The sequence below is a fragment of the Amycolatopsis sp. NPDC054798 genome, assembly GCF_053611505.1.
In genome coordinates this window covers 24,901-42,027 of record NZ_JBSHAM010000031.1, presented here as the reverse complement: position 1 = coordinate 42,027, position 17,127 = coordinate 24,901, and the positions used below count along the sequence as shown (strand labels likewise).

The 17,127-nt window shown below is 69.4% G+C and carries 14 protein-coding genes; 3 read left to right on the top strand and 11 right to left on the bottom strand.

Going from position 1 to position 17,127, the window contains the following annotated elements; all coding sequences use genetic code 11:
- Nucleotides 1–32: 32 nt before the first annotated feature.
- The gene (locus ACWGIC_RS20520) at nt 33–1,181 is read right to left on the bottom strand and encodes an MFS transporter (RefSeq protein ID WP_452077529.1); all 1,149 of its coding nucleotides are present in this window, start codon (nt 1,179–1,181) and stop codon (nt 33–35) included.
- Nucleotides 1,182–1,242: 61 nt separating this feature from the next.
- Nucleotides 1,243–4,119, bottom strand: a complete 2,877-nt coding sequence (gene topA / locus ACWGIC_RS20515) for a type I DNA topoisomerase (RefSeq protein ID WP_452077528.1) — start codon at nt 4,117–4,119, stop codon at nt 1,243–1,245.
- Between the two features lie 306 nt (nt 4,120–4,425).
- Between topA and ACWGIC_RS20510 the strand changes: the two genes are divergently transcribed.
- Nucleotides 4,426–5,241 carry a S1 family peptidase gene (locus tag ACWGIC_RS20510; RefSeq protein ID WP_452077527.1) on the top strand — a complete coding sequence of 272 codons (816 nt, stop codon included), beginning with the start codon at nt 4,426–4,428 and terminating at the stop codon, nt 5,239–5,241.
- A gap of 65 nt (nt 5,242–5,306) precedes the next feature.
- On the opposite strand, the gene ACWGIC_RS20505 is transcribed toward ACWGIC_RS20510, so the two are convergent.
- A complete protein-coding gene (locus ACWGIC_RS20505; protein WP_452077526.1) occupies nt 5,307–6,008 on the bottom strand; it encodes a hypothetical protein in 702 nt (233 codons plus the stop codon).
- 102 nt (nt 6,009–6,110) lie between these two features.
- On the opposite strand from ACWGIC_RS20505, the gene ACWGIC_RS20500 reads away from it, so the two are divergent.
- Entirely contained in the window at nt 6,111–6,395 is a 285-nt protein-coding gene (locus ACWGIC_RS20500) for a hypothetical protein (RefSeq protein ID WP_452077525.1), read from the top strand.
- Between the two features lie 143 nt (nt 6,396–6,538).
- Here ACWGIC_RS20500 and ACWGIC_RS20495 read toward each other — a convergent pair whose 3' ends face one another.
- Both ACWGIC_RS20495 and ACWGIC_RS20490 read right to left on the bottom strand, forming a co-directional pair.
- A complete protein-coding gene (locus ACWGIC_RS20495) occupies nt 6,539–7,126 on the bottom strand; it encodes a hypothetical protein (RefSeq protein ID WP_452077524.1) in 588 nt (195 codons plus the stop codon).
- Between the two features lie 137 nt (nt 7,127–7,263).
- Nucleotides 7,264–9,549, bottom strand: a complete 2,286-nt coding sequence (locus ACWGIC_RS20490; RefSeq protein ID WP_452077523.1) for a sodium-translocating pyrophosphatase — start codon at nt 9,547–9,549, stop codon at nt 7,264–7,266.
- A gap of 276 nt (nt 9,550–9,825) precedes the next feature.
- Here ACWGIC_RS20490 and ACWGIC_RS20485 point away from each other — a divergent pair, with 276 nt between their 5' ends.
- Entirely contained in the window at nt 9,826–12,966 is a 3,141-nt protein-coding gene (locus ACWGIC_RS20485; RefSeq protein ID WP_452077522.1) for a DEAD/DEAH box helicase, read from the top strand.
- Nucleotides 12,967–13,012: 46 nt separating this feature from the next.
- On the opposite strand, the gene ACWGIC_RS20480 is transcribed toward ACWGIC_RS20485, so the two are convergent.
- From ACWGIC_RS20480 to ACWGIC_RS20455, 6 genes are all read right to left on the bottom strand, one after another.
- Entirely contained in the window at nt 13,013–13,633 is a 621-nt protein-coding gene (locus ACWGIC_RS20480) for a bifunctional DNA primase/polymerase (RefSeq protein ID WP_452077521.1), read from the bottom strand.
- A gap of 1,108 nt (nt 13,634–14,741) precedes the next feature.
- The gene (locus ACWGIC_RS20475) at nt 14,742–15,104 is read right to left on the bottom strand and encodes an Rv3654c family TadE-like protein (RefSeq protein WP_452077520.1); all 363 of its coding nucleotides are present in this window, start codon (nt 15,102–15,104) and stop codon (nt 14,742–14,744) included.
- The gene (locus ACWGIC_RS20470) at nt 15,101–15,439 is read right to left on the bottom strand and encodes a TadE family type IV pilus minor pilin (RefSeq protein ID WP_452077519.1); all 339 of its coding nucleotides are present in this window, start codon (nt 15,437–15,439) and stop codon (nt 15,101–15,103) included. The genes ACWGIC_RS20475 and ACWGIC_RS20470 overlap by 4 nt, the downstream gene beginning before the upstream one ends.
- On the bottom strand, nt 15,439–15,603 hold the full coding sequence (locus tag ACWGIC_RS20465) for a DUF4244 domain-containing protein (protein WP_344265646.1): 165 nt from the start codon (nt 15,601–15,603) through the stop codon (nt 15,439–15,441). Before ACWGIC_RS20465 ends, ACWGIC_RS20470 begins: the two co-directional genes overlap by 1 nt.
- Before the next feature lie 42 nt (nt 15,604–15,645).
- Nucleotides 15,646–16,341: a type II secretion system F family protein gene (locus ACWGIC_RS20460; protein ID WP_452077518.1), complete on the bottom strand. Its 696-nt coding sequence runs from the start codon at nt 16,339–16,341 to the stop codon at nt 15,646–15,648.
- On the bottom strand, nt 16,338–17,090 hold the full coding sequence (locus tag ACWGIC_RS20455; protein WP_452077517.1) for a type II secretion system F family protein: 753 nt from the start codon (nt 17,088–17,090) through the stop codon (nt 16,338–16,340). The genes ACWGIC_RS20460 and ACWGIC_RS20455 overlap by 4 nt, the downstream gene beginning before the upstream one ends.
- Between the last annotated feature and the right edge of the window lie 37 nt (nt 17,091–17,127).

Below are 17,127 nucleotides of genomic sequence, written 5' to 3'. Positions count from 1 at the left end.
CGAATCAACCCATCCGTGCGGCGAGCGGTCGGTCAACGCCGCGACACTGGATCGCTGACACGCATCGTGGGCGCGAGGAAACCGACCGTTACCAGGAGAGCGCCGACCACGGCGAGCGTCCAATGCAGGCCGATCCCACCGCTCAGGCCGCTGACCAGCACCGGACCGGCGAGGAACCCGAGGTACCCGCACGCCGCGACGGCCGCGATCGCCCGGCCTGGGGCTTCCGGCTGCTTCCGTCCGGCCGCGCTCCAGGCGAGCGGCACCATCCCGGAAACCCCGAGCCCGACCACGGCGAACCCGAGCACCGCGACCGCCGGCACCGGGACCGCGACCACCAGCAGGAACCCGGCGACCGTCACCGCGGTCGCAACCCTCATGAATAGCACCGCACCGACCCTCTCGACGAGACGGTCGGCGACCGTGCGCACCGCGATCATCGTGATCGAGAACGCGAAGTAGCCCAGCGATGCGACGGCTGCGCTCGCGGTGGTGACGTCCCGGAGGTAGACCGCGCTCCAGTCGTTCACCGTGCCTTCCGCGACGAAACCGCAGAACGCGATCACACCCAACGGGATCAAAGCCTTGCTAGGCAAGGCAAACGCTGCCTCGCCTTGTCCACGGTCGGCCCCCGGCAGGAACTGCGAAGCAGCGAAAACCGCGAGCACCACCAGCACGACGCCAGCGCCGGTGAAGTGCGCTTCGATCGGCACGCGCCACACCTCCATAAGTGCCGCGACGCCCGAGCCAGCCAGTCCCCCGATGTTCCAGAACGCATGGAAACCGGCGAAAATCGGTCGCCCGTAAGCCTCTTCGACGCGCGCGGCGTGCGCGTTCATCGAGACGTCCAGCAGGCTGTTGCCCACTCCGAGCACCACGAGCGCGGCGACGAACAACGGAACGCTGGGCGCGAAGGCGACGAGCGGCAGGCCCCCGCACAACACCGCGGCCCCGCAAAGAACCCCGCGCCGGCTGCCGATCTTCGTGATCAACGGCCCCGCGGCCAGCAAAGCGACGACCGAACCGGCGGCGAGCCCGAACAACCCGATCCCGAGTTCTCCGGCGCCCATGCCGAGTTTCGCTTGTGCCGCAGGCACTCGCGCCGCCCACGAAGCGAAGGCCGCGCCGCACACCGCGAAAACTACGGAAACCGCGGCACGAGCGCGCTGTGTCTCCCCCATCGATCCCCCTGACACGAGAAAGGGCCACCCGGAGTTTTCCAGGTGGCCCTTCAGATCCTCGTTACTTCGACTTCGTCGCGGTACTGCTCCGCTTAGCCGGCGCCTTCTTCGCAGTAGTCGACTTCGCCGCCGCGGACTTCGTCGTGGTCGACTTGGTCGTGGTGGACTTCGCCGGTGCCTTGCGCGTCGTCCGCTTCTTCGGAGCCGGGCCCTTCGCGCGCTTCTCCGCCAGCAGTTCGGCTCCGCGCTCCGCGGTGAGTTCCTCGATGCTGTCGGACTTCCGCAGCGTCGCGTTGTACTCGCCGTCGGTCACGTACGGGCCGAAGCGACCGTCCTTGACCACCATCGGCTTGCCCGACACCGGGTCGTCGCCGAGTTCCTTCAGCGGCGGACGCGCGGTGGCCGACCGGCCGCGCTGCTTCGGCTCCGAGTAGATCTTCAGCGCTTCTTCGAGCGTGATCGAGAACAGCTGGTCCTCGGTCTGGATCGACCGCGAGTCCGTGCCCTTCTTCAGGTACGGCCCGTAGCGTCCGTTCTGCGCGGTGATCTCGTCACCCGACTCCGGGTCCTTGCCCACGACGCGCGGCAGCGACAGCAGCTTCAGCGCGTCGTCGAGCGTGATCGTCTCGATCGACATCGACTTGAACAGCGAACCCGTACGCGGCTTCGGAGCCTTCGCCTTCGCGGCCTTCTTCTGCGCCGCAGTAGCGTCCTCGGGCAGCTCCGGCTCAGGCAGCAGCTCGGTGACGTACGGACCGAAGCGGCCTTCCTTCGCCACGATCTCGTGCCCGCTGACCGGGTCGGTGCCCAGCACACGGCCTTCCTGCGGCGTCGCGAAGAGCTTCTCCGCGATCTCCGGCGACAGCTCGTCCGGCGGCAGGTCCTCGGGCAGGTTCGCGCGCTGCGACTCGCCGTTGACCTCACGCTCGAGGTACGGCCCGTAGCGGCCGACGCGCACCACGACCTGGTGCCCTTCGGCGTCGCTGAACATCGGGATCGAGTTGATCTCGCGCGCGTCGATGCCCTCGACACTGCCGTCGACCAGCTTCTTCAGCCCGCCGAGACGGCCGACCGAGCCCTCGACGCCGAAGTCGCCGCCGAAGTAGAACTTCGACAGCCATTCGACGCGGTGCTCGTCGCCGTTGGCGATGCGGTCCAGCTCGTCCTCGAGACCGGCGGTGAAGTTGTAGTCCACCAGCCGCTCGAAGTGCCGTTCCATCAGCCCGACCACGGCGAACGCGACCCACGAGGGCACCAGCGCGGAGCCCTTCTTCCACACGTAGCCGCGGTCCTGGATGGTCTTGATGATCGACGCGTACGTCGACGGGCGGCCGATGCCCAGCTCTTCCAGCTTGCTGACCAGGCTCGGCTCGGAGTAGCGCGCGGGCGGCGACGTGGAGTGGCCGTCCGCGGACAGCTCGGGCGCGGTCAGGCCCTGGTCCTTGACCAGCACCGGAAGCCGGCTCTGCTTGTCGTCGGCCTCGCCGCCGGCTTCGGTATCGACTGCCTCGACGTACGCCTTCAGGAAGCCGGCGAAGGTGATCGTGCGGCCCGAAGCGGCGAAGGTGCACTCCTCGCCAGTCGACGCGGTGCCGACGATGCGCACCGACATCGTGGTGCCCTTCGCGTCCGCCATCTGCGACGCGATGGTGCGCTGCCAGATCATCTCGTAGAGCCGGAACTCGTCGGTGTCCAGCTCTTTCGCGACCTGACCTGGCGTACGGAAGACCTCGCCCGACGGCCGGATCGCCTCGTGCGCTTCCTGCGCGTTCTTCACCTTGCGCGTGTACTGGCGCGGCGACGGCGAGACGTACTCCTTGCCGTACAGCTGCGTTGCCTGGTTTCGCGCGGCCGTGATCGCCGACTCCGACAGCGTCGTGGAGTCGGTACGCATATAAGTGATGTAACCGTTCTCGTACAGCTTCTGCGCGACCCGCATCGTGCGCTCGGAGGTGAAGCGCAGCTTGCGGCCCGCCTCCTGCTGCAGCGTGGACGTCATGAACGGCGCGTACGGCTTGCGCGTGTACGGCTTCTCTTCGACGCTCGCGACCTTGTAGTCGCGGTCCTGCAGCCCCTGGGCCAGCGCCCGGGCCTCGGACTCGCCGAGCACGCGGATGTCCGCGGCGTTGCCCTTCAGCTGGCCGTTCGAGTCGAAGTCCCGGCCGGTCGCGAGCCGCGAACCGTCCACCGCGACCAAGCGAGCCGGGAAGTTGCGCGGCGAAGCCTCGGCACCGGCGTCCATGGTCGCCGAGATGTCCCAGTACGACGCCGAGGTGAAGCGCATCCGCTCGCGCTCGCGCTCCACGACGATCCGGGTCGCCACCGACTGCACGCGGCCCGCCGAGAGCTTCGGCATGACCTTCTTCCACAGCACCGGCGAGACCTCGTAGCCGTAAAGCCGGTCGAGGATGCGGCGGGTTTCCTGCGCGTCGACGAGGTCGGCGTCCAGTTCGCGGGTGGCCGCGGCGGCCGCCTGGATGGCCTGCTCGGTGACCTCGTGGAAGACCATCCGGCGCACCGGGACCTTGGGCTTCAAGGTCTCCAGCAGGTGCCAGGCGATGGCCTCGCCCTCGCGGTCGGGGTCCGTCGCGAGGTAAAGCTCGTCGACGTCCTTGAGCAGTCCCTTCAGCTCGGTGACCTTGGACTTCTTGTCCGGGGTGACGATGTAGAGCGGCTTGAAGTCGTTGTCGATGTCGACGCCGAGCCGAGCCCACGATTCGCCCTTGTACTGGGCGGGGACGTCGGCGGCGCCGCGGGGCAGGTCCCGGATGTGCCCGACGGAGGACTCGACGACGTAGTTGCCGCCGAGATAGGGGGCGATCTTGCGGGCCTTGGTTGGCGACTCGACGATCACCAGCCGCCGTCGATCGGCACCGCTGCCCCCGGTACCGCTCTTCTTGGTCCGTGTTCCTGCCACGCTGCCCTGCTCTCCACTCATCTCCGCGCCGCCGCAGCGGCGCTCTCCCCCCTGCGTCAGAGGGGTACTGCGCCCGCGTCTCGACCTGTCAGTGTGCACGTCCCCGGTGTCCGCGCAGCGTCGAGGTGCCCTGACGAGCCGCCGGGCCCTTGCCCGTCGGATCGCCGCTGACCTCGGCGATGTTTCTCCTCCACACCTAGCACGTGATGTCGGACACGTGCCGTGCAGGGTAACCGGTCATACCACCGATACCCTCCGTTAGACGGTGGCGGGTCCAAGTCTGTCGACGGTTCACTTATTCCTCCCCCCAGCCGAAAGGAACCCACCATGATCCGCCGACTGGTTGGCACCGCGATCGCCGTCGCGGCGACATTCGCGCTGGTCACCGCCCCCGAAGCAAGCGCGGCGACCACCACGTTCACCGGTGCCGTGGCGCTGTCCAACTGCTCTGGTTCGGTCGTCAAACCGGCCGCCACGCCGATGGACGCGCCCGCGATGGTGCTGTCGAACGGCCACTGTCTTGAGGAAGGCATGCCCGAACCGGGTCAGGTGATTGTCGGGCAGGGCTCGAACCGCTCGTTCGATCTGCTGTCGCCGGACGGGCAGAGCTCGGTGGGCACCGTGACGGCGACCAAGGTCGTCTACGCGACGATGACCGACACCGACATCTCGCTGTACCAGCTGAGCGAGACCTACGCCGACATCGAGCAGAAGTACAGCGTCCCGCCGCTCGAACTGGTCAACAGCCACCCGCAGGCGGGCACGCCGATCGACGTGGTGTCCGGGTACTGGAAGCAGATCTACTCCTGCTCGATCGACGGTTTCGTGCACGAACTGCACGAGAACAACTGGGTCTGGAAGGACTCGATCCGCTACGTGCCCGGCTGCGAGACCATCGGCGGCACCTCCGGTTCGCCGGTCGTCGACCGCAACACCGGCAAGGTCATCGGCGTGAACAACACGGCCAACGACAACGGCGAGCGCTGCACGCTGAACAACCCGTGCGAGGTCGACGAAGCCGGCAACGTGACCGTGCGGCCGAACTACAAGTACGGCGAGCAGACCTACGGAATTCCGGCCTGCCTGACCGCGGCCAACGAGATCGACCTCAACCAGCAGGGCTGCACTCTGCCGAAACCGTAAGACGCTTGCCCGGAAAGGTCCCTCGTCGCTCCGCTGAGCGATGGGGGACCTTTCTTCTGCCACGGCTATCCCACAGCCTCCAGTAAATACTGAGAAGGACTCTCCGCCGGAGCCCCGCGACGCGATTCTCCCGGCGTCCTCTCGCGACGTTCCCCGGCTGGTGGCAGCTCCGGCCACGCCGCTTCCGCCCCGGCCGGAGGTTCGCCGATCAGTTCCAGGAGACCAGCCAGCTTCCGCCGTCCGCTGACCCGCACGGCGGGCTGCTCCGCTCGCGGCCCGAGCAGCCGTGCCTGGACGCCCAGCGGCGCGAGCACGGCCAGCAATTCCTCGTGCGTCCCCGGAGCCAGCGGATCGACGCCCAGCAGATAACCGCCGGGTTCGGGGCGGCCGGCCGCGAGCGCCCACATCCGCAGCATCGCGCCGCTCAGCCGGAACCCGCCTGGCACCGCCTTGCCCGAATCGTCCTCTGCCGGACCGGTGTGCCCCGGCCGGAGCCATTGTTCGGCGAGACCGAGCAGATCGACCCGGAACGACGTGCGCACCTGCGGACTGCCGCATTCGGCCACCGCGACCTGCGCGTCCGCGCCCCGGCTGCGGCATTCCCGCGCCAGCACCCGGGCCCGCCAGGGCTCCTCGACCAGCACCGACAGCCGCGCCGCCGTGCGGCCGAACCCGGTGATCTGCCCTTGACAGCACAACAGCCCGGCCAGGTCAGGCAAGCCCGGGCCGGTCGCCTCCGCCGAGAACAGCGAGATCGTCCGATCCACGCGGCCGATGATAGAACACAAGTTCGATTGAAGGCGAGCGTCACGCCGAGGTTTTTCCCGGGCACGCAGCGTTGCCGGACAGTAATACCGGTACGCGAGGGGATGACTGTGTTCGAGGTCGGCGAACGCGCCCGGATCCGTGCCGAGCTGATCGCCGCCGCCCTGGGCGGACCGGCCGCCCGCGGTACCGAGGACCGCTGGTCGGACATCGATCTCGTCCTCCAGCTCGCGGAAGCCGCGGACGAGCCCGCGGTCGTCGCGCGCTGGACACGGTCGCTCGGCGAAAAGTTCGGAGTCGCCGACACCTTCGACGTGACGTCGCGTGAAGGAGTTCGCTACCGGGTCTTCCTTCTCGGCCCCTCACTCCAGATCGATTTGTCGTTCTAGCCCCGCGAGTTGTTCCGCGCCACCGAGGACGGCTTCCCGCTCGTTTTCGGTCAGGCCAGCGCCGCCGAAGCGAGCGGTGAGCAAGTGATCGGGTTGGCCTGGCTGCACGCGTTGCGCGCTCCGCCATCGCCCTCGGGCGTCGATCAGCGTGGCGCGGGCGGGACCACCAGCTCCTGACAGCCCGCCGCGCGCTTGCCCGCCGCCGACAGGGCTGGCGTCGCGTCCAGGCCCTTGAGGACGTCAAGCTGGGAAATCTGGTCGATAGCCGATTTCGCGTCGTCCAGCGCCGCTTTCACCGCGTCGGGATTGTCGGCGGCGTCGAGTTTGCCGCGCACTTCGTCGGCCTGGTGCCGCACCGAAGTGAACTGGCTCAGCAAAGCCGTCCGCGCCGGTTCGCCGCCGGGCAGCGGAGCCGGGCCGACCCGGTGCAGCCCGGCCACGGTCTGGTCGATGCCGGTGGCGACCGAGGCCAGGAGATCGCTCGACGTGCGAGTGGCCTGCGCCGACGAACTCGGGTCGATCGAAGGCAGATTCGCCAGCGCACGAACCAGATGCGTGACCGCCCCGCAGTATCCGTCGGCCCATTTCGCGGCCGGATCGGTGGGGTTCGCCGCGTCCGCGTGCCCGCCGGAGGCGACCTGCTCGGACGGCGGCGGCGGTTGCCCGCAGCCGGAGAGCCCGATGCCGATTCCTGTTGCCAGCGCGGCTAACCCGGTCCACCGCGGCCGCACCCGCACCACTCCTGTCCGTCGAACTCCGTGTCCTCCGCACGGTACCGACCCGCCAGTAGTCCGCAACTCGCCCCGGGGTGTGAACGCGAACGGGCCCGGTACGCACAAGGCGTACCGGGCCCGAATGGAGCAACGCGTCAGGCTTTCGCCTCCGCCGGAGTGTCCGCCATGACGCTGCCGCGCCGCTTGGACACCACGATCGCCGCGACGATCACCGCGACCGCGACCACCGCGATCACGATCCGCCACGTGGTGTCCGCGCCGCCGCCCAGCGTCAGCGTGACCACCGCGGGCGCGATCAGCACCGAGACCAGGTTCATGACCTTGATCAGCGGGTTGATCGCGGGACCGGCGGTGTCCTTGAACGGGTCGCCGACCGTGTCGCCGATGATCGTCGCCTCGTGCGCGTCGGAACCCTTGCCGCCGTGGTTGCCGTCCTCGACAAGCTTCTTGGCGTTGTCCCAGGCCCCACCGGAGTTGGCGAGGAAGATCGCCATCAGCGTGCCGGTCGCGATCGCGCCCGCCAGATACCCGGCGAGCGCGCCGGTGCCGAGGCCGAACCCGACCGCGATCGGCGCGAAAACGGCCAGCAGACCCGGCGTCGCCAGCTCCCGCAGCGAATCGCGGGTGACGATGTCGACGACCCTGCCGTACTCGGGCCGCGTGGTGCCCTCCATGATCCCGGGGATCTCGCGGAACTGGCGGCGCACCTCGTACACCACCGCGCCGGCGGCACGCGAAACCGCGTTGACCGCGAGGCCGGAGAAGAGGAACACCACTGCCGCACCGACGATGACGCCGACCAGCGTGTTCGGGCTGACCACCTGGTTGACGAACGAGCTCACCGCGGTGACCGCGCCCTCGCCGCGTTCGGCGACAGTCTTGGCGATCGCGTCCGAATAGGACCCGAACAGAGCAGTCGCCGCCAGCACCGCGGTAGCGATCGCGATGCCCTTGGTGATGGCCTTGGTGGTGTTGCCGACCGCGTCCAGTTCGGTGAGGATCTGCGCGGCCTTTTCGTCGACGTCGCCGGACATCTCGGCGATGCCCTGCGCGTTGTCCGAGACCGGACCGAAGGTGTCCATCGCGACGATGACGCCGACAGTGGTCAGCAGGCCGGTGCCGGCCAGTGCCACCGCGAACAGCGCGACGCCGCCGCCGAGCAGGTAAGCGCCGAACACAGCCGCGGCGATCACCAGCGCGGTGTACACAGCGGACTCGAACCCGACCGAGATACCGGACAGGATCACTGTCGCCGCACCGGTTTCCGACGTCTTGCCGACGTCCTGCACCGGCTTGTGCTCGGTGCCGGTGTAGTAGCCGGTGATGCGCAGGATCAGCGCGGCGAGCACGATGCCGATGATCACCGAGACCGTGGCGATCACCGCCGGGTTGCCGGTGTTGTGCGAGAAGCCCTCGCCGAAGTCGGCGAAGCTGCTCGGCAGATACACGAACGCGGCGACCGCCGACAGCACCGCGGAAATGACGGCGGAGATGTAGAACGAGCGGTTGATCGTGACCAGGCCGCCCTCGCCGGCGCGCGCCTTCGTGATGTAGACGCCGATCACCGCGGTGATCACGCCGATGGCGGGCACGATCAGCGGGAAGATCAGGCCGTGCGCGCCGAAAGCGGAGCTGCCGAGGATCAGCGCGGCGACGAGCATCACCGCGTAGGACTCGAAAAGGTCCGCGGCCATGCCCGCGCAGTCGCCCACGTTGTCGCCGACGTTGTCGGCGATCGTCGCGGCGTTGCGCGGGTCGTCCTCGGGGATACCCTGCTCCACCTTGCCGACCAGGTCAGCGCCGACGTCGGCGGCCTTCGTGAAGATGCCGCCGCCGACTCGCATGAACATGGCGATCAGCGCCGCGCCAAAACCGAAGCCCTCCAACACCTTCGGTGCCTGGCCGGTGTAGACGAGCACCACGATCGCCGCGCCGAAAAGGCCGAGCCCGACGGTGATCATGCCGACCACGCCGCCGGTGCGGAACGCCACGCGCATCGCCTTCTCGCGACCGCCCTCCTCGCGCGACGCGGCGGCCACGCGCAGGTTCGCCTGCGTGGCCAGCCACATGCCGAGGTAGCCGATGGTGAACGAGAACACCGCCCCGACGAGGAAGAAGATCGACCGGCCGATCCGTTCGCTCCAGTCGTCCGCGGGAAGCGCGAACAGGAGCAGGAACACGATCACGCCGAAGATGGCGAGGGTGTTGCGCTGCCGCTTCAGGTATGCGGCCGCACCTTCCTGCACTGCCTTGGCGATGTCTTGCATCTTGGCGGTGCCCTGGCCCGCGGCCAGTACCTCCTTGAGCAGGACGTAACCGATGGCCAGTGCGACAAGGGCGACCACGGCGACCACACCGACGATGGTGTAGCCACCCCCGGAGAGCGTGATACCGCCCTCCGCGAGGAACTGCCGGGACATTCGTCCTCCTGGGAACGCCGTCTGGCCAGCGCTGGCCCGTCGTACCCGGCGCGCCTGCACTGACGTGGATCTGTGCCGAAGGACACGCTAGCCGTGCAAGCAATGCACGTCTCACATGACGCTCGCCACAGTGGGTGTGGATCGAGGGAGTGTATTGGTAGTGATCTGCGCGTCCGCAATGTGTCCCGGCGACAGCACGTTCGGTAACCATGTGTGATTGGTCACTGGATCGATCTCGCCCCGGTTTTGTCGGTGCCCTGTGCGAAGCTTCGGCACGTGGTGGGAGAGCGAGGACGGAGGCTGCTGGACCGGGTCACGGCAGGGATCCCGGCGCACGAGAATCCGGTCACGCACGTGTCCCGGCTGCCGGAACGCGCGGCCCGGCACGAGCCGTGGCCGGAGTGGGCGGAGGCGTCGGTCGTGGCCGCGTTCGGCGCGGCCGGAGTGAAAAAACCGTGGCGGCATCAGGTCGAGGCGGCGTCGCTGGCTCATTCGGGCACGCACGTCGTGGTGTCCACCGGCACCGCGTCCGGGAAGTCGCTGGCGTATCAGCTGCCGGTGCTCAGCGCGCTGGCCACGGACGCGCGGGCGACCGCGCTGTATCTTTCGCCGACGAAGGCGCTCGGCGCTGATCAGCTGCGCGCGGTGTCCTCTTTGGACATCGCGGGAGTACGCGCGGCGGCGTTCGACGGGGACACCCCGATGACAGAGCGCGACTGGGTTCGCGCGCACGCGAACTGGGTGTTCAGCAACCCCGACATGCTGCATCGGGGCATCCTCTCGGCGCACTCCCGCTGGACGCAGTTCTTCCGCCGGTTGCGGTACGTCGTGGTCGACGAATGCCACAGCTATCGCGGCGTCTTCGGCTCGCACGTCGCGCTGTTGCTGCGCCGTTTGCGTCGGGTGGCGGAGCACTACGGCGCTTCGCCGGTGTTCGTGCTGGCTTCGGCGACCACCGCCTCGCCCGCCGCCTTCGCTACCCGGCTCACCGGCGTGGAATGTTCCGCGATCACCGACGACACCTCTCCGCGCGGGGCGCGAACCGTCGCGCTGTGGGAGCCGCCGCTGCTGGATGAGCTGACTGGCGAGAACGGCGCGCCCGTCCGCCGTCCGGCTGGCGTCGAGACCGCGCGGATTCTCACCGAACTGGTAGTCGAAGGCGCGCGATCGCTGGCTTTCGTCCGCTCCCGCCGCGGCGCCGAGCTGACCGCGCTCGGGGCTCGCCGCCTGCTGTCCGAAGTGGACCCTCGGCTGGCGGATACCGTTGCCGCGTACCGATCCGGCTATCTTCCGGAGGAGCGACGCGCCCTGGAACAGGCCCTGCTCTCAGGGCGGCTGCTCGGTGTCGCGACCACGAACGCGTTGGAGCTGGGCGTCGACATCGCCGGCCTGGACGCCGTGGTCCTGGCCGGCTACCCCGGCACGCTCGCGTCGTTCTGGCAGCAATCCGGCCGCGCGGGCCGGTCGGGCGATGAAGCGCTGGTGGTGTTCGTCGCCCGGGACGATCCGCTCGACACCTACCTGGTGCACCATCCCGCTGCGTTGCTGGAACGCCCAGTGGAAACGGCCGTGCTGGACCCGACGAACCCGTACGTGCTGGGCCCGCAGCTCGCGTGCGCCGTCGCCGAACTGCCGCTCACCGAACCAGAACTGGAAACCTTCGGCGGCGACGCGGCCCGGGCGGTGCTGGCGGATCTCGCCGAGCAGAAACTGCTGCGCCGTCGTTCCAGCGGCTGGTACTGGACTTCGCGCGACCGCCCGCACCCGGAGGTAGGCATCCGCGGCTCGGGCGGTGACCAGATCGCGGTGGTGGAAGCGGATTCGGGCCGGATGCTCGGCACCGTCGACCCAGGTTCGGCTTGCTACTCCGTCCATCCCGGTGCGGTGTATTTGCACCAGGGTTCGTCGTATGTGGTTGACGAGCTGGATTTGGAGACGGGCCTGGCGCTCGTGCACGCGGAGGACCCGGACTGGACGACTTCGCCGCGCGAGATCGTGGACATTTCGGTGCTGTCGACGGAAGAGCAGTGCCGCCACGGCGGGGTGACGGTGTGCCTGGGCGAGGTAGCGGTGACGTCGCAGGTGGTGGGGTATCTGCGGCGGCGGCCATCGGGTGAGGTGCTGGACCATACGCCGCTCAACCTGCCGGAGCAGAGCCTTCACACGAGGGCGGTGTGGTACACGGTTTCGGGGGAACTGCTGGAGGGTCCGGCTGGGAAGCCGGGCTCGGTGGCTGGGTCGCGGATTGCCGGTGGAGCCGCTTCGGGTCCGGAGGCCGGTGGGGTGGCTGGCGGGTCGGCCGCCGGGGTTGGCTTAACCGCTGCGGAGCCGACGGGCGGTGAGGCGGTTGGCGGATCGGTCGGGACCGGGTCGCCTTCGCTAGTCGCTGGCGGTACCGGCGAAACCGCTGCTGAGCCAACGACCATGGAGGCGGCTGGCGGATCGGCGGCGGCCGGGTCGCCAACCCCCGGGGCTGGCGGCCAAACGGCTGCGGGGACTGGGGCCTATGAGACTGCTGGCGAACCGGCGGGGACCGGGCGGCCTTCGCCAGTCGCTGGCGGCACCGGCGAAACCGGTACCGAGCCAACGACCAGCCAGGCGGCTGGCGAACCAGTGGGGACCGAGCAACCTTCGCTGGTCACTGGTGGCACCGGCGAAACCACTGCGGGGACCGCGGTTGGTGAACCAGTGGGGACCGGTCAACCTTCGCCAGCCGCTGGCGGCACCGGCGAAACCGCTGCCAAGCCAACGACCAGCGGGGCGGCTGGCGAACCGGTGGGGACCGGGAGCGTGTCGCCAACCACCGCGGAATTCCGCGGGACCGCTTCGGGGGCAGCGGCCAGTCGTGCGGTTGGAGAACCGGTGGGGACCGGGGGCGCCTCGTCGGTTGTCGGGGTAACCGGCGAAGTTTCTGGGGGTCCGGCGGCTGGGCGGGGGCCCGGTGCCGGGGTGGAGATCGGTGGTGCGGTGGGACCGGTGGGGACCGGGGGTGCTGGCAGAGCACCGGGGGGCGCCGGTTTGCTTCCGGCGCGCGTCCCCGGTGCCCTGCATGCCGCCGAGCACGCGGCGATCGGCCTGCTACCGCTGTTCGCTACGTGCGACCGCTGGGACATCGGCGGGGTGTCTACCGCGTGGCACGAGGACACCGGGGAGGCGACGGTGTTCGTGCACGATGGGCATCCCGGGGGTGCGGGGTTTGCCGACCGCGGTTATGCCGCGATTGTCCCGTGGCTGGCCGCTACGCGGGAGGCGATCGTCTCCTGCGAGTGCCCGACGGGCTGCCCGTCCTGCGTCCAGTCGCCGAAGTGCGGGAACGGCAACGATCCGCTGGACAAGGCGGGGGCAGTGGCCGTACTGGGAGCCGTGCTCGGGGCGTTGCGTCAGCACGGGGAACAGTGCGGCCACGGTGGAACGTGAAGACTTTCTTCGGTTGTCGCGTGCTGCCTGCCGGGATGGGACCGGATCAGGCGGCGGTGCTTTCGACCAGCATCGGGGCGTGCTCGTCGGCAAGGGCGCGGACCAGCACGTCCTGCACCTCGGCGGCGGGCGGCAGCTTCCAGCCGCACACCTCCGGCTTCACGCGCCAGTGCACGACACCGTGCTGGAACGGCGACGGCGGCAGCGGGATGTAGCTGTCCTTGCCGTGCCACTGCACGGCAACCTGCTCGGCGAGTTCGGCGGGCAGGTGCTCGGCGGGCAAGGTGAGGAACAGCCACCGGCCGTTCGGCATCGCGACGATCGGGGCCGGGTGCCCGATGGCCCGCAGCAGCCGCGCGGCGCGCTTGCCCAGTTCCTGGTCCACCTCGACCGCGTCGAGCACGGTGCCGGTCGCCACGAGCAGGCTGTGCGTACGGTCGGAGAACCAGCCAGCGACCTCGTGGGCGTGCGTGCCGAGAAGCTCACGCCAGTCGTCGCGCACCGGCACCGGCCGGCGCCAGGTCAGGTCGTCCCCCTCCGCGGTGATCGGTTCCGGGGTCGCCCCCGGAAGCACCGGCCAGCCGCGCCAGGCGAGGCCGATCGCCTCCGCACGCAGTTCGATGCGGAAGGCGTTCCGCCAGCTGTCCGGCCAATTCGCGTCCAACATTGCTTTCCTGCCTTCGAGGTCCGGTTTTCGCGCCGTCCGGGTCGGGGCCGTGGTGGCGCATGTCTCACTAAACGGCAAGTTGCACATTGCCGGGAAGACTCCGCGCGACAACCGGCCGTTACCGAGCGATGAACGCCCGGTAGCCCACTGTCCGGCCGATAACAACGCGCCGATCACCGGCCGCTGGGCCCGCCGCCCACCCGGCGAGAACGGGCCCACCACGGGATTCGACACTTTCTCACCTTTTCGCGAGGGTGCTGGCGCATCCCGGCTGACAGGTCGCTGAACTGGGGATTTAACCGTTCGGCGTTCGCCAGCGACCGCTGCTCGTGGCGTACGCCACTCGTCGGCGGTGCCGGAAAAGTCCGGACGCGTGGGGGCCCTGCGGACTGATCACCTGGCGGCCGGGACGGCGATGAGCGGTTCCGGTGGCCGACCGGAAGGCCTCGGGCGGCGGTGCGAGGCGACCGGACGGGAGAGGTGCGCGGGAGAGGGTGGCAGGTTGCAAATCTCTTCGGTTGAGGCGGGCATGGGTCGGTGCGGAGGGTCAGGAGGCCAGTGCGGAGGGTCAGCGGGTCGGTTGGGGCGGCACGGAGGTCGGCGGGCCGCGGCGGGGTTAGCGGAGCGGTTCCCGATACAAGTCGCGCACTGGGCTGGTGGCGGCTGCTCGAACCGTCCGCGCGGGGATGTGCCGCTGGGCTGAACTGGCTGAACACCGGGCTTGATTCAAGCTCGTGGCGACTGAATGGAACGGCGAGGCACGACATCGACAGGACGATGCCGTGCCCGCGAGTGGCCGCTAGTTCGGCGAACTGGCGTGAGCCCTCCTGCCCCGCGCCGAGCGGTGCAGGACCACCAGCTAGAAGCGGCAACCTGCCCACGCCGAGGGCCGCTGACCGCGGACAGCCAGGCTCGGCGCCGGACAGCACGGCCGGTCCCTAACTCAGACAGGCCCGCCTGAGTCGTCCCGAGCGCAACCGCCCGTCACCGCAGTTACCGACGGGCTCGGCTGCGCCCGCGAGGGCACTTCTCCAGTTGCCGATGCCGATCGTCCGCAGCGGCCGCGTCAGCGCGGGACCCGCCGAGTGGGCCCGTAGCGACTGCCCGGCTAGGGAGGCAGGTCTACCGGACCGGCGCGCGCCTTCGCGGTGGGGGCGGGTAGGCCAGGGATCGGTGCGGTGGTGGCGCGGACTTCGACGAAAGTGTCGCGGTTGTGCCAGCGGCAACTGGTCAACACTGCGCGTTCGTGGTCGGCGACCTCCTTGGCTCGGGCGCAGGCGATGGTCGGTCCGGCGGCGGCGTGGGCTGCGGCGGCCAGTGCGCCGAGGTCGGCGGCGGCTTCGGTGCGGTGGCGGGCGGTGATGGCCGCGGCTAGCCACCACACCAGGACCGTGATGGCGATCAGGGTGGTGGCGGCCAGGGCTGTCCAGATGGTGGCTACGCCTGCGTCGGCTGGTTGTTCTTCGGTCATGACGTTGAGCCTGGTTCGAGGATGGCGTAGGCGGTTGCGTTCAGCTGGAGAACAGCCAGGGCGTCGGTGGTTACTTCGGCGGTGACGCCGTCGCCGGCGCGGCGAATGGTCAGGTGTGCGCCGCGCGGGGCAATGGTTTGGACCACTGCGTCGGCGGCTTCTGGTTGTCCGGCCGCGGTCAGGCGGGCGGCTTCGCGGGCGGCGTCCAGGCAGCGGAGGTGTCCGGCGATCGCACTCGTGCCGGCGAGCAGGATCGCCAGCACGGCGGTCAGTGCGCCCAGCGAAAGAGCGGCTTCTACCGTGACGAATCCGCCGTCCCGGCGACGGCTGGCCATCAAGTGGCCACTGTCAGGGCTTTTTGCACCAGGCCGGCCAGCGCGGCGGAGACCGAGTCTCCGCTGAGCAGCACGTAGAGCGCCACCGCGAACGCTGCGGCGGCTACCGTGCCGATGGCGTATTCGGCGGTGGTGGTGCCCTCGTCTCCGGGCAAGAACCACATGGTCGGTTTCCCTTTCTGTCGTGGAGTTTGTCGTGGAGGGGTTCACAGCAGGCCGCCGATTCGCCCGGCCAGGCCGAGCACTACCGGCAGCACGCCGAGGGCGAAGAACGCGGGCAGGAAGCACAGCCCTACCGGCAGGGCCAGGGCGACCCCGGCACGTTCGGCTCGTCCTTCGGCTTCGACGCCCAGTCCGTCGCGTGCGCGGCGGGCCAGATCGTCTGCGGTCGAGGCGAGTGCTGCCCCGGACCGCGCGGTTCGGGTGGCGGCGACTGCCAGTTCGGCGAAGCCTGGCCGGGCTCGCAGCGGTGCCCAGGCGGGGGCCGGATCCGCGCCTAGCGCCAGCAGGTTTGCTGTGGCGTGCAGGGCGTTTCCGGTGTCTGGGGGCGCGCCGGGTGCTACCGCTTCCAGAGCGATGGGGACTGGCATTCCGGCGCGCAGGCAGGCGGCTAGCAGGTCTAGGACTGACGCGGAACGGAGTCGTTCCGAGACGTCGTCCGGGTTTTTGGGTTGACGGGACTTGCGGAGAAGCCACCAGGCACCCGCTCCGACGGTTAGTCCTACTGGGATTCCAGCGACTACAGCGGCGGACAGGCCTGCGACTAGTGCGACGGCGGGGTGCCAGACCTCTGGACGCAGGGTGCGGCGTGAGCGCTTGGGCGGGGCTAGGTGCCGGGGCGGAGTGGCGTTCGGCCAGAGCAGCAGTGCGGTGGCGATCAGGGCGAGGCTCAGGGTGGTCATGGGGCGGCCTTGCGGTTGGTCAGGGCTCTGGACCAGGCGGTGCCTGCCCAAAGCAGGGCTGCGCCCGCGACTAGGAAGGCTTGTCCGAGAAGGGTTTCGGTCAAGACCGAGAGCGGGTCGGCTCCGATGAGCTGGCCCATTGCCAGGCAGCCGACGGGGAGCACGGTCAGGACTATTGCGCTCATGCGCGGGCCTGCCATTTTCGCGTGCAGGCGACGGGTGAACGCGACTTCGGCGTCGACGTCCCGGCGGGCGGCGTCGAGGACGTCGGCGATGGGCAGGCCGTGGCGGCGGGCGAGGTTCCAGGATTGGGCGACGGCGGGGAGCACGGACGATTGCAGGGTTCCGTCCAGCCGGGCGGCGGTGGAGAGGTTGTGCAGTTCTGCGGCTAGTTCAGGGACGGTCTCGGCGGCTGCTTCGACGGCGGCTACTGGGTGGGCACCGGCGCGTAGTTCGGAGACCATCGTGCGGAGGACGGTCGAGGTGCGTTCGGCGCGGGTCAGGGTTTCGGTGGTTTCCCTTCTGCTGTGCCATTCCTGTCGTACGGCGAGGGTGAGCAGGGCGGTGGTTATCGCGGCACCGATTCCGGCCAGTGGCAGGGCTATGACGGCCGGGGCCAGCCAGAGGGACTGGCGGGGCGGGATGGGGAGGCGGAGCCGGATGCGCGGAGACGGGAGCAGGCGGTTGGGGGCGGTTGGCCAGCACAGGATTCCGGTGCCTGCGCAGAGGAACGGCCATGCGGAGATCAACGGGTCACCTCGATGCTGGGATGGTCGGACAATGGAG

Bases quoted from the DNA above. Each gene is read 5' to 3' on its own strand.
- ACWGIC_RS20480 (WP_452077521.1), bottom strand. From the start codon at position 13,633: ATGTTGGACGCGAATTGGCCGGACAGCTGGCGGAACGCCTTCCGCATC.
- topA (WP_452077528.1), bottom strand. From the start codon at position 4,119: ATGAGTGGAGAGCAGGGCAGCGTGGCAGGAACACGGACCAAGAAGAGC.
- ACWGIC_RS20475 (WP_452077520.1), bottom strand. From the start codon at position 15,104: ATGACCGAAGAACAACCAGCCGACGCAGGCGTAGCCACCATCTGGACA.
- ACWGIC_RS20500 (WP_452077525.1), top strand. From the start codon at position 6,111: ATGACTGTGTTCGAGGTCGGCGAACGCGCCCGGATCCGTGCCGAGCTG.
- ACWGIC_RS20470 (WP_452077519.1), bottom strand. From the start codon at position 15,439: ATGGCCAGCCGTCGCCGGGACGGCGGATTCGTCACGGTAGAAGCCGCT.
- ACWGIC_RS20510 (WP_452077527.1), top strand. From the start codon at position 4,426: ATGATCCGCCGACTGGTTGGCACCGCGATCGCCGTCGCGGCGACATTC.
- ACWGIC_RS20460 (WP_452077518.1), bottom strand. From the start codon at position 16,341: ATGACCACCCTGAGCCTCGCCCTGATCGCCACCGCACTGCTGCTCTGG.
- ACWGIC_RS20490 (WP_452077523.1), bottom strand. From the start codon at position 9,549: ATGTCCCGGCAGTTCCTCGCGGAGGGCGGTATCACGCTCTCCGGGGGT.
- ACWGIC_RS20465 (WP_344265646.1), bottom strand. From the start codon at position 15,603: ATGTGGTTCTTGCCCGGAGACGAGGGCACCACCACCGCCGAATACGCC.
- ACWGIC_RS20520 (WP_452077529.1), bottom strand. From the start codon at position 1,181: ATGGGGGAGACACAGCGCGCTCGTGCCGCGGTTTCCGTAGTTTTCGCG.